This window comes from Lentzea sp. NPDC004782 (assembly GCF_040609115.1).
Classification (GTDB): domain Bacteria; phylum Actinomycetota; class Actinomycetes; order Mycobacteriales; family Pseudonocardiaceae; genus Lentzea.
Genome location: NZ_JBEXJN010000031.1, coordinates 1 through 11,743 on the forward strand (window position 1 = coordinate 1; position 11,743 = coordinate 11,743).

13 protein-coding genes are annotated in these 11,743 nt (G+C 68.5%); 8 read left to right on the forward strand and 5 right to left on the reverse strand.

Going from position 1 to position 11,743, the window contains the following annotated elements:
• Positions 1-191 precede the first annotated feature (191 nt).
• Both ABZV40_RS26900 and ABZV40_RS26905 read right to left on the reverse strand, forming a co-directional pair.
• A complete protein-coding gene (locus ABZV40_RS26900) occupies positions 192-653 on the reverse strand; it encodes a hypothetical protein (RefSeq protein WP_355447089.1) in 462 nt (153 codons plus the stop codon).
• Positions 650-964: a hypothetical protein gene (locus tag ABZV40_RS26905; protein ID WP_355447092.1), complete on the reverse strand. Its 315-nt coding sequence runs from the start codon at positions 962-964 to the stop codon at positions 650-652. The genes ABZV40_RS26900 and ABZV40_RS26905 overlap by 4 nt, the downstream gene beginning before the upstream one ends.
• Positions 965-1,153: 189 nt before the next feature.
• Here ABZV40_RS26905 and ABZV40_RS26910 point away from each other — a divergent pair, with 189 nt between their 5' ends.
• From ABZV40_RS26910 to ABZV40_RS26945, 8 genes are all read left to right on the forward strand, one after another.
• Positions 1,154-1,645 carry a GNAT family protein gene (locus ABZV40_RS26910; protein WP_355447095.1) on the forward strand — a complete coding sequence of 164 codons (492 nt, stop codon included), beginning with the start codon at positions 1,154-1,156 and terminating at the stop codon, positions 1,643-1,645.
• Positions 1,646-1,720: 75 nt separating this feature from the next.
• Positions 1,721-3,727: a threonine--tRNA ligase gene (gene thrS / locus ABZV40_RS26915; RefSeq protein ID WP_355447411.1), complete on the forward strand. Its 2,007-nt coding sequence runs from the start codon at positions 1,721-1,723 to the stop codon at positions 3,725-3,727.
• Positions 3,724-4,272 (forward strand): HIT domain-containing protein, encoded by a 549-nt coding sequence (locus ABZV40_RS26920; RefSeq protein WP_355447098.1) that lies wholly within the window; start codon positions 3,724-3,726, stop codon positions 4,270-4,272. Before thrS ends, ABZV40_RS26920 begins: the two co-directional genes overlap by 4 nt.
• Positions 4,273-4,578: 306 nt before the next feature.
• On the forward strand, positions 4,579-5,418 hold the full coding sequence (locus ABZV40_RS26925; protein WP_355447101.1) for a helix-turn-helix transcriptional regulator: 840 nt from the start codon (positions 4,579-4,581) through the stop codon (positions 5,416-5,418).
• Positions 5,419-5,492: 74 nt separating this feature from the next.
• Positions 5,493-6,095, forward strand: coding sequence for a phosphatidylinositol phosphate synthase (pgsA, locus tag ABZV40_RS26930; protein ID WP_355447104.1), 603 nt, complete (start codon positions 5,493-5,495; stop codon positions 6,093-6,095).
• Entirely contained in the window at positions 6,092-6,994 is a 903-nt protein-coding gene (locus tag ABZV40_RS26935; RefSeq protein WP_355447107.1) for a phosphatidylinositol mannoside acyltransferase, read from the forward strand. Before pgsA ends, ABZV40_RS26935 begins: the two co-directional genes overlap by 4 nt.
• Positions 6,991-8,103, forward strand: a complete 1,113-nt coding sequence (locus tag ABZV40_RS26940) for a glycosyltransferase family 4 protein (RefSeq protein ID WP_355447110.1) — start codon at positions 6,991-6,993, stop codon at positions 8,101-8,103. Before ABZV40_RS26935 ends, ABZV40_RS26940 begins: the two co-directional genes overlap by 4 nt.
• Positions 8,100-9,050 (forward strand): NUDIX domain-containing protein, encoded by a 951-nt coding sequence (locus ABZV40_RS26945; RefSeq protein WP_355447113.1) that lies wholly within the window; start codon positions 8,100-8,102, stop codon positions 9,048-9,050. The genes ABZV40_RS26940 and ABZV40_RS26945 overlap by 4 nt, the downstream gene beginning before the upstream one ends.
• Before the next feature lie 57 nt (positions 9,051-9,107).
• On the opposite strand, the gene ABZV40_RS26950 is transcribed toward ABZV40_RS26945, so the two are convergent.
• The 3 genes from ABZV40_RS26950 to ABZV40_RS26960 form a co-directional block, all read right to left on the reverse strand.
• Positions 9,108-9,299 (reverse strand): hypothetical protein, encoded by a 192-nt coding sequence (locus ABZV40_RS26950; protein WP_355447116.1) that lies wholly within the window; start codon positions 9,297-9,299, stop codon positions 9,108-9,110.
• An 18-nt stretch (positions 9,300-9,317) separates the two neighbouring features.
• Positions 9,318-10,160: a hypothetical protein gene (locus ABZV40_RS26955; RefSeq protein WP_355447119.1), complete on the reverse strand. Its 843-nt coding sequence runs from the start codon at positions 10,158-10,160 to the stop codon at positions 9,318-9,320.
• A gap of 577 nt (positions 10,161-10,737) precedes the next feature.
• Positions 10,738-11,736, reverse strand: coding sequence for a TIGR03842 family LLM class F420-dependent oxidoreductase (locus ABZV40_RS26960; protein WP_355447122.1), 999 nt, complete (start codon positions 11,734-11,736; stop codon positions 10,738-10,740).
• Between the last annotated feature and the right edge of the window lie 7 nt (positions 11,737-11,743).

Below are 11,743 nucleotides of genomic sequence, written 5' to 3' on the forward strand. Positions count from 1 at the left end.
CCGGGCGGAACGCACGCCTCCGCGGAACGAGGGGTATTATTCCCGCGGAGGCGTGCGTTCCTGGCTTTCGGGGTGCGCACGACGCGCGTCGTCGGGGATTGGGGCAGAAACGCGCGTCGTGCGCTCGGTCGGCGGGATGAAGGGCTCCTTGCTCCACCTGAGGTGGATGAAAGAGCCCTTCATCGACCTGGTTACCGGTCCCCGCGGTTGCCGTGGTCGCCGAACGGGCCGCGCTGGTCGAAGCCGCCGCGATCCTGGCCGCGGTCGCCGCGGTCGTACATCCGGACGTGGCCGGGGCCGGAGCGGTGGTCGATGCGGTTGGCCGCGACCGCGCCCACGATGCCGCCGCCGAGGACGAGGCCCAGCAGGCCCACGGCGACGAGCTGGGTGGCGCGGTGGCCGGCGAACCGCCGCACGCGGCCACGGGTGACCGGTGCCGCCGCCGGATGCGTGACGGGTGCTTCCGGTGCCGCGCCGGGGTGCCCGGCGGGTGCTTCTGCGGCCGTCGCCGCCGGTTGTTCGGCAGCGGGTTGCTGACCAGGCGCGGCCGGTGCGTCGGCGGGCAGCGGCGTGGTTGCCTGGTCCGGTGCAGGCCGGGCCGCCTGCGGTTCGTTCTGTGCCCCGTCTCGGGGCGACGGCTCCTGCTCGCTCATGTCCTCAACGATGCGCCGTTCGGCTGAGCTGAGCCTGACAGCCACCTGTTCGTTTCCTGAAGCCGGTCGGGGTGCTTCGCGGAGTTGATCACCGGACGCGAGGCGGAGAAGATGTGCCGCTGGTCGGCGTAGGTGGCGCCGAAGAGCTCCGGGGCGAGGTCGCCCGACCACACGAAGTGCAACGTCGTGCGCGTGCCGTCACGGGCGTCGCGGCGCGCGTAGTGGTCGCGCAGGTCGGCGTACAGCAGGCGCAGTTCGTCCCGGTTGGACTCGGTGAGGCGGACCGGGCACTCGACCACCAAGTCGTGCATGACGGTGCTCCTTAACGCGCGGCAGGCGGGGGCACACAGACTGCTCGCCCTGCCCACTGAGGCGCATCCGAAAAACCACCTGGAACCGGCTGCGCAGCAGAACCACCCGGACGAGTTACCCGGCCTGTGACGCGCGTGCCGCGCCGCCGATTCCGGAAAGGAGTTGCGGGCACCCGGTTCGATGGAGCCATGGAACTCGTACCCCTGCGCAAGGAGTTCGCCGCTCAGATGCACGCGGGCGGCCCGGACCAGGCCGAGGTCATGAAGCTGACCGGCACGCACGCCACGTTCGAGCCGGCGGACTACGAGGCGTACATCGAGCGGACCCTGAACGACCCGGACCGCTACACCCGCGCCATCACCGAGGACGGCCGGTTCCTCGGCGAGGTCGTGCTCACGGTCAACCCGCACAACCGGTCCGCCGGCTTGCGGATCTTCCTGCAGGACGGGTTCGGCAAGGGCTACGGCACCGCCGCGCTCAAGCACGTCCTGGACCACGCGTTCGGGGAGCGGAACCTCCATCGGGTGGAGCTGGAGGTGTACGAGTTCAACGACAGGGCGATCCACGTGTACCGGAAGCTCGGCTTCCGCGAGGAGGGCCGTCGCCGCGACGCCCTGCTCTGGGACGGGCAGTTCTACGACTCGATCGTCATGTCCATCTTGAGCACCGATAACATCTGATCCGCAAACCCAACACCTGATCTAGGAGTCATCGTGTCCGAGTCGCGTCCAGCCCTCGCCCAGAACCCGCCTCGCGTGGTGGTTCCGGCTGGGACGACGGCGGGCACGGCCGTGCGCGAGGCCGGGCTGCCGGGCAAGGGGTCCGACGCGATCGTCGTCGTGAAGGACGCCGAGGGCCACCTGCGCGACCTGTCGTGGACCCCGCAGGTCGACGTCGAGGTCGAGGCCGTCGCCGCGGACACCGAGGACGGCCGCAGCGTCATCCGCCACTCCGCCGCGCACGTGCTCGCGCAGGCGGTGCAGCAGCAGTTCCCCGAGGCCAAGCTCGGCATCGGCCCGCCCGTGAAGGACGGTTTCTACTACGACTTCCAGGTCGACAAGCCCTTCACCCCCGAAGACCTGCAGGCGCTGGAGAAGCGCATGAAGCAGATCATCAAGGGCTCGCAGCGGTTCTCCCGCCGCGTGGTGGAGTCGGTCGACGCGGCCAAGGCGGAGCTGGCGTCCGAGCCGTTCAAGCTGGAGCTCGTCGACATCAAGAGCGACGTCGACACCAGCGAGGTCATGGAGGTCGGCGGCGGCGAGCTGACGATCTACGACAACCTCGACCCGCGCACCGGCGAGCAGGTGTGGGGCGACCTGTGCCGCGGCCCGCACGTGCCGACCACCAAGCACATCCCGGCGTTCAAGCTGACCCGCGTGGCCGCCGCGTACTGGCGCGGCAACGAGAACAACCCGCAGCTGCAGCGCATCTACGGCACCGCGTGGGAGTCGCAGGAGGCGCAGGACGCGTACCTGGAGCGGCTCGCCGAGGCCGAGCGCCGCGACCACCGCAAGCTGGGCGTGGAGCTGGACCTGTTCTCGTTCCCGGACGAGATCGGCTCCGGTCTCGCGGTGTTCCACCCCAAGGGCGGCATCATCCGCAAGGCCATGGAGGACTACTCCCGGCAGCGGCACACCGAGGCGGGCTACGAGTTCGTCTACTCGCCGCACATCACCAAGGGCAACCTGTTCGAGGTCTCCGGTCACCTGGACTGGTACCGCGACGGCATGTACCCGGCGATGCACCTCGACGCGGAGCTCAACGAGGACGGCACGGTCCGCAAGCCGGGCCAGGACTACTACCTCAAGCCGATGAACTGCCCGTTCCACGACCTGATCTTCAAGTCGAGGGGCCGTTCGTACCGCGAGCTGCCGTTGCGCATGTTCGAGTTCGGCTCGGTGTACCGCTACGAGAAGTCCGGCGTGGTGCACGGCCTGACCCGAGTGCGCGGCATGACGCAGGACGACGCGCACATCTTCTGCACCCGCGACCAGATCCGCGACGAGCTGAAGTCGCTGCTGACGTTCGTGCTGGACCTGCTGCGCGACTACGGCCTGGACGACTTCTACCTGGAGCTCTCGACCAAGAACCCCGAGAAGTACGTGGGTGCGGACGAGATCTGGGAGGAGGCGACCGAGACGCTCGCGTCGGTGGCCCGCGAGTCCGGACTGGAGCTCGTGCCGGACCCCGGTGGCGCCGCGTTCTACGGCCCGAAGATCTCGGTCCAGTGCCGGGACGCGCTCGGCCGCACCTGGCAGATGTCGACCATCCAGCTCGACTTCAACCTGCCCGAGCGGTTCGAGCTGGAGTACACCGGGCCCGACGGCTCGCGCGTGCGCCCGGTCATGATCCACCGCGCGTTGTTCGGGTCGGTGGAGCGGTTCTTCGGCGTGCTGACCGAGCACTACGCGGGCGCGTTCCCGGCGTGGCTCGCGCCGGTGCAGGTCGTGGGCATCCCGGTGACCAGCGACAACGCCGACCACCTGTTCGCGGTGCGTGAGGTGCTGCGCAAGAAGGGCATCCGCGTCGACGTCGACGCGTCCGACGACCGCATGCAGAAGAAGATCCGCAACCACACCATGCAGAAGGTGCCGTTCATGCTCCTGGCCGGCGCCAAGGACGTGGAGGCGAACGCGGTGTCGTTCCGGTTCCGCGACGGCACGCAGATCAACGGCGTGCCGGTGGAGCGGGCCGTCGAGCAGATCGTCGACTGGGTGCAGCGCCGGGAGAACGCGTCGCCCACCGCGGAACTGCTCTCGTGACGCCTGAGTTTTCGGAACAGGACGGTGTCGGGGTTCACGACGCTTTGCAGCGTTTGTGGACCCCGCACCGCTTGTCTTATGTCAAGGGTGAGGGCAAGGCGCTCGGCGATGAACCCGAGGGATGCCCGTTCTGCCGTGTTGTCGAGCTCGACGACTCGGCGGGGCTGATCATCGCGCGCGGTGCCGAGGTCTTCGCTGTTTTGAACCTTTACCCGTACAACCCCGGTCATCTGATGGTGCTGCCGTATCGGCATGTACCGGACTACACGGATCTGACGCTGTCGGAGACCGCGGAGTTCGCCGCGTTCACGCAGAAGGCGATGAGGGTGGCGCGGCACGTGGCGGCACCGCACGGGTTCAACGTCGGTATGAACCAGGGTGACGTCGCGGGGGCCGGGATCGCCGCTCATCTGCACCAGCACGTCGTGCCTCGGTGGGGCGGGGACGCGAACTTCATGCCGGTCATCGGGCACACCAAGGTGCTGCCGCAGCTGCTCGGGGAGACCCGTGACCTGCTGTCCGAGGGCTGGAAGGCCGTCGACTGACCAATCGCCGATTCGCTGAACACCGCGTTTAGCGAACTCTGTGATTGAAAGCCGTACCATTTCATGGACAAAAGAGTGACAAAAACCACCCCTCGTTGTCCGGGAGGGACAATCCGGACGGTTTCCACGTGGCAAGGAATGGTTCGGTTGCAACTTTCGGGTGTTTCTCCTCAACCGATCGAGACGTAACGCCAGTACAAAACGATTCCAGGTAGGTGAGATCACCCACCTGGAGGTGTCAACTGCGAGTCAAGTCCCCGCCTATGGCCGATCGTCTCAACGTGTGCAGATGGTTACGGTGCGAACATGACCGCACCTGAGCGTTCGCGATTAGCACGAGAACGGCTTTCGCGTGAGTTACGCCGGTTGCGCACCGAGGCGAAGATGACCGGCACGGCCACCGCCCGTGCCACCGGGATGAGCCAGTCCAAGCTGTCGAAGATCGAGAACGGCATGCTGCTCCCGTCCGTCACCGACGTGGAGCGTCTCGTCGCAGAATTGGCTGCGACGAGAGAGACGCGCATCGAACTGGTCGAACTCGCCAGGTCGCTGCACGCGGAGGCGGAAACCCGCCGCGTCGTGCTGCACCGAGGAGCGCACCGCCACCAGCAGACGATCAGCCGCGTGGAGGCGCGGGCGGCGACATCGAGGTTCTTCCAGGTAAACCTGGTGCCCTCGCTGCTGCAGTCCGAGTCCTACCTGCGGATCGTGCTGGGGACGATGCCGCAGTCGGAGCAGGAGGCCGCTGTGGCCGCGCTGCGGATACGGCGTGCCCGGATGGACGACCTGGCGAAGCAGTTCGTGTTCCTGCTGACCGAGAGCGCCCTGCGCTGGCGGATGGGGTCGGCGGAGCTGATGGCGGAACAGGTCGAGCACCTGACCGCGATCCAGCGCCGTCCGAACGTCCGGCTGTGCGTGGTGCCGTGGTCGGCGGACGCGAACGTCGTCGCCCTGCACGGTTTCCAGATCTACGACGAACGCGTGGTCACGGTCAGCGTGCTCACCGGCAACGCCACCATCACCGACCCCCTGGACGTGCGCGAGTACCTCGCGTTGTTCGGGCGGCTGGAACGGCTGGCGGTGCGGGGGGAGGAGCTGCAGGCGTTGCTGAAGCGGATCGCCGAAGATCACCGGCGACTGGGCTGAACCCGGTTCGCTCGCGGGTGCCGCCTCACCCGCGAGCAGCGCGTTTCAGCAGTCCAGCTAGGCTGCGACACGCCATGCTGAACATCTTCGCTCGCGCGTCCGTCTCGCGCGTCACCGATCCGATCGGGGCGTGGCTGCTGGCGCGTGGCCTCACGCCCAACGTCGTCACCGTGGTCGGCACGGCCGGTGCCGTCGCCAGCGCGCTGTGGTTCATCCCCCGCGGGCAGCTGTTCCTCGGCTGTGCGCTCGTCACGTTCTTCGTGCTGCTCGACCTGATCGACGGGGCGATGGCCCGCGCGCAGGGGCCCACGAAGTTCGGCGCCGTCCTCGACGCCACCTGCGACCGCATCGCGGACGGGGCGCTGTTCGCGGCGCTCACGTGGTACGCGTTCGACACCGGTGCGCGCTGGACGGCCGTGGCCGGCTTCATCTGCCTGGTCGCCTCGCAGGTCATCTCGTACGTGAAGGCGCGTGCCGAGGCGTCCGGGCTCAGCGCCGACGGCGGCCTGGCCGAGCGAGCCGAGCGCTTCATCGTCGCGCTGGTCGGCGCCGGCGTGCAGGGGCTGGGCGTGCCGCACCTCATGGACATCGCGCTGTGGCTGCTCGCGGTCATGACGGTGGCGACGGTGCTGCAGCGGGTCCTGGCCGTGGCGAAGTCCGCGCGGGAGGCCGCGTGAACCTCGCGACCGCCGGGTACACGGCCGGGTGGCGGCTGATCCGCCTGCTGCCGGAGAAGTGGGCGCGCGCGCTGTTCCGCGTGGGTGCCGACTACGCGGCCAGACGCGGCGGTGAGGGAGTCCGGCAGCTGCGCACGAACCTGCGCCGGGTCGTGCCGCAGGCGGGCGAGGAGGAGTTGGACGAGCTCGTGCGCGACTCGCTGCGGTCGTACGCGCGCTACTGGTGCGAGGCGTTCCGGCTGCCGTCGATGGACCTGCGCGCGGTCTACGAGAAGTGCGACTCGATGATCAGCGGCGTGGAGAACCTCGACGCCGCGCTGAAGGAGGGCACGGGCGCGGTCGTCGCTCTGCCGCACAGCGGCAACTGGGACATGGCCGGGGTCTGGCTCGTGGGTCACTCCGGCACGTTCACGACCGTGGCCGAGCGGCTGAAGCCGGAGTCGCTGTACCGGAAGTTCGTCGAGTTCCGCGAGACCCTCGGGTTCGAGGTGCTGCCGCTGCACGGCGGCGACCGTCCACCCGCGACGGTGCTGGCGCAGCGGCTGCGGGCGAACAAGGTCGTCTGCCTGCTGGCCGACCGCGACCTGACCTCCTCGGGCGTCCCGGTGACGTTCTTCGGCGAGCAGACCCTGATGCCCGCCGGACCCGCGCACCTGGCCGCGACGACGGGCGCCGCGCTGCTGCCGGTGGGCTGCTGGTTCACCGACGACGGCTGGCACTTCCGCATCCACCCGCCGATCAAGGTGAGCACCGTCCAGGCGGCCACGCAGGCGGTCGCCGACGTGTTCGCCGCCGACATCGCCGCCCACCCGGCCGACTGGCACATGCTGCAGAAGCTCTGGCTGGCCGACCTGCCTGCGAGCCGTCGCGCCGCACTGGCCAGGAGGCTCTCGCGGTGAAGATCGGCATCGTCTGCCCGTACTCCTTCGACGTGCCAGGGGGAGTGCAGGCCCACGTCGTCGATCTCGCCCGCGCCCTGATCGGCCTCGGCCACACCGTGAACGTCCTGGCCCCCGCCGACGACGACCAGGCCCTGCCGCCGTTCGTCACCTCCGCGGGCCGCGCGGTCGGCATCCCGTACAACGGCTCGGTGGCCCGCCTGTCCTTCGGCCCGGTCTCCTACGCGCGGGTCCGCCGCTGGATCGACGAGCACGAGTTCGACGTCCTGCACCTGCACGAGCCCACCGCGCCGTCGCTGTCGATGCTGGCCCTGATGGTCGCCGACGGCCCGATCGTCGCCACCTTCCACACCTCGACCCCGCGCTCCAAGATGCTCTCGGCGTTCCAGGGCGTCCTGCAGCCGTTCCTGGAGAAGGTCACCGCCCGCATCGCCGTCTCCGCCCTGGCCCGCCGCGTCCAGGTCGAGCACCTCGGCGGCGACGCGGTGGAGATCCCCAACGGCGTCGACGTCGACTTCTTCGCCTCGGCGTCCACTTTGGACGGTTATCCGCGCCCCGGCGGCACGATCGGCTTCGTGGGCCGCTACGACGAACCGCGCAAGGGCATGCCGATCCTGTGGGAGGCCTTCGGCCTGATCGCCGACGAGTTCCCAGACCTGCGCCTGCTGGTCGTGGGCCGCGGCGAGTCCCCCTTCGAAGGACCTCACGCTTCTCGCGTCGACCTGCTGGGCCAGGCCGACGACGTGGAGAAGGCCAGGATGCTGCGGTCGGTGGACGTCTACGTCGCCCCGAACACCGGCGGCGAATCGTTCGGCATCATCCTCACCGAGGCCATGTCGGCCGGCACCGCCGTGGTGGCCTCGGACCTGGACGCGTTCCGCCGCGTGCTGGACGACGGCAAGGCCGGGGTGCTGTTCCCGGTGGGGGACGCCGCCGCGCTCGCGGACGCCCTGCGTTCGGTGTTGCGGGATTCCGCTCTGCGGGCCGAGTACGTGGATCTGGCCTCGCAGCGGGTGCAGGCGTTCGACTGGTCCGTGGTGGCCGGTCAGGTGCTGCGGGTGTACGAGACGGCCATCGCCGCCGATCCGCGCCGGGTGAGTGAGGCGTGACCACCGCGCTCGTCGTCGTCCTGGTCACGCTTCTGCTGTCCGCGTGGATCCTCGCCATCGCGAACCGCCTGGACCGCCTGCACGTCCGCACCGACGCCGCCTGGGCCGCCCTGGACACCGCCCTGGCCCGCCGCGCCGTCGTCACCCGCGCGCTGCTCGACCCCGAGCTGTCCGCTGCCGCGTCCCGTGCCGAGTCGGCTTCGCGGGCCGAGCGCGAACTGGCCGAGAACGAGCTCTCCGGCCTGCTGGGCGCCCTGGACCGCACGAAGCTCCCCCCGGCGCTCGCCGCCGAACTGGCCGACGCCGAGGAACGCGTGGTTCTCGCCCGCCGCGTGCACAACGACGCCGTGCGCGACACGTTGCTCCAACGCCGCCGCCGCATCGTCCGGTGGCTGCGGCTGGCCGGCACCGCGCCGCAGCCGTCGTACTTCGAGATCGCCGAGCCCGCGTCGCCGTCCGACGCCGTCCTGCTCAGGCCCCGTTCGTCCGCCCGCGTGGTGCTGACCGACGCCCAAGGCCGCGTGCTGCTCTTCCAGGGCTTCGACCCCGCCCGGCCCCAGGAGCTCTTCTGGTTCACCGTCGGCGGCGGAGTGGAGGACGGCGAGGAGCTCCGCGACGCCGCCGTCCGCGAGGCCTTCGAGGAGACCGGCCTGAAGCTCGCGCCGGAGTCTTTGGTCGGCCCGATCTGGCGTCGGCGCGCGGTGTTCAGCTTCGCCGGCGAGACGTTCGACGCAGAGGAGTGGTTCTTCCACGCGTCGGTTGCCGAACTTTCGGTTGACACGTCCGGTTTCAACGACGTCGAGAACGCCACCGTGTCCGGGTATCGGTGGTGGACCGCGCAGGAGCTGGAGTCCGCTGAGGACACCGTGTACCCCGTGCAGCTGGCTGAGCTGTTGCCTTCGCTGGTCGCCGCGGAGTGGGACGGCGAGACCCGGATCGTGCGGTAGCGCTGACAGGACCGGTGTTCCGGCAGTGCCGGAACACCGGTCCTGTCCTGAACGGCTCTACTTCGAACTCTCCCCGCTCTTGCCGGAGCGGGCGGAGACGACCGTTGCGATGAACACGGCAAGCGCCGCGACTGCGATCGGTACGCCTACGAGTGCCGGCACCGGCGAGCCTTCGATCGTGGGCACCACCGTGCCGAGCCCGAATATCACCGCACTGGCAATGGAGATCGCTTTCTGGCGAGAGTTCACGGCGCCGCCTCCTCGGAACTAGCCCTGACTTGCTTCGGCGACACAGCCCGCGATGTTCGCGTTTGTCACGCCAGCAGCGGCGAGGATGCACAACAGGCAGCCGGTACCAGCCGAAATGACACACGCGAAGGAACAGGCGACCGTGATCGCGCTCAAGACGGCCCATCCTATACCAAGACTCGCAAGGCAGTTGTTCAACCTGCTCCAGAATCCGTCGGAGGCTGCGACCGAATTGGTCGGGGAAGCCGTGCCGGCGTCACTGACCTGACCCTCCGCGGACGTGATTTTGTTGAGCGACAGCACGCCGTCCTGCCATACGGTCACTTGTGCGGAATTGTTCTCCCTGCCGACGATGAGCATCTCGGAAGTGGAGATCACCGCTCCGGTGGTGGCATTGAACGTGATTCCCAGGACGCTGGCCTTGGCCACGTTCGTTCCCGCCAGGGGCAGACGCAGGATGGTCGGCCCGTTGCCGGACTTCGCCTTGTAGGTGGTGGCCGACGCCACGTCGAATTTCGCGCCGTTCGGGAGGTGAGTCGTGACCCCGCCGGAACCGATCGACGCCCGTGCTTTGTCGAGCAGGACCGCGGTGAGGCTCGGGCTGCCCTTGTCGAAATTCTGGGCGAAGGCCTGTGAGCTCTTCTCCAGTTTGTCGAGAGCCGCGGTGACCTCGGTGGGGACGTTGCCGGCGAGCGGCATGACGGCGGACCGCATCGCCTGTGCGGCGGTCGCCTCGTGCGTCGCGGGCGCCGTGCTCGCGTTCGCCGCGGCGGTGCCGAACGCGACGGCTGTCATCAACGCGGTCGCCGCAGCGGTGATGGCACGGCGCGCTGCGCGGTGCCGGCTGAACCATGAATTCAACTTGATACCCCCATTTTCTCGTTGAACGCCCTGATTCGGGGCAGGGGTGAACCGTGGCCCCGACAGGTGGGAATTTGTTCCCGTCCGCGTGCCGAATCCTGATCTCGGGACGAGGTCGCGAGATCGATTCTGAAAGGACGCGAGTGACTGTTCTGACGACCTGGCGGGATTATGCGGACTTGCGAGGACGGCGCGATGTCCCGTCGTGTGCTTCGATCACGTCAGGAGAAAAGTCGGCAGAAATGCCCGATGACGTCCTCGCGCTCATGTGCCCCCCCCAGGCTGCTCCACGTGGCGGTGAAGCTGTGACGGTCGAGTGCGCAAAAGATCTCGACGTCACATTCATACCGCGACCTGCCGCATTCAGGCGTGGAGTGTGATGTGAATCACAAACAGGGGTCGGATCTGTCTGATTTCAGCTGATTCGACCGCGTGTTTGGATGTCCAGCCAATACATAATTGTGCGATATTGGCGCTTGAGAGGTGAAGGTGGGCGGCGGAAAGTGACGACCGGCCACCGACGGATACTGCCGGGCGTGCCGCCGCATCGTCGCGGCACGCCCGGCAGGTCTTCGCGCTACGCCCCGAACGCGGGGATGACGGCCGATCCGTAGGCGTCGCGCGTCTTGTCCTTCTCGTCGTGCATCAGGTACAGCGCGAAGTTGTCGACGCCGATCTCCTTGAGCTCCTGCAGCCGGTCGACGTGCGCGGACTCCGGTCCCACCAGGCAGAAGCGGTCGACGATCGCGTCCGGCACGAAGTCGGTAGACCGGTTGCCCGCCTTGCCGTGGTGGGAGTAGTCGTAGCCCTCGCGGTCCTTGATGTAGTCGGTCAGGGCCTTGGGCACGACGCCGGAATCACCGTATCGGGCGACGAGGTCCGCCACGTGGTTGCCGACCATGCCGCCGAACCAGCGCAACTGATCCCGCTGATGGGAGAGATCGGTTCCGACGTAGGCAGGAGCGGCCACGCACATCGTGATGGACGACGGGTCTCGGCCCGCGGCCACCGCGGCTTCGCGGACGGAGCCGATGGTCCAGCGGGCGATGTCCGGGTCGGCGGTCTGCAGGATGAAGCCGTCGGCCTGCTCACCGACCATCTTCAACGCGCGAGGCCCGTAGGCCGCCATCCAGATTTCGAGCTTTCCGTTGCGCACCCACGGGATCTGCACCGCTGTGCCGTGGTGTTCCACTGAGCGGCCCTCGGCCAGCTCCTTGATCACGTGCATCGCTTCGCCGAGCGTGGCCAGGGAGGCGGGCTTCTGGCCGATCACGCGGCGGGCCGAGTCGCCCCGGCCGATGCCGCAGACCGTGCGGTTGCCGAACATGTCGTTCAGCGTCGCGAACAGCGATGCCGTCACCGACCAGTCGCGAGTGGACGGATTGGTGACCATGGGGCCGATGATCAGGTCCTTGGTGGCGGCCAGGACCTGGGAGTAGATGACGAACGGCTCCTGCCACAGCACGCAGGAGTCGAACGTCCAGCCGTAGCGGAAGCCGCAGTCCTCGGCGGCGCGGAGGCCTTCCACCACGTCCCGCGCAGGCGGGTCGGTCTGCAGCACGATGCCGAAGTCCACGGGAACG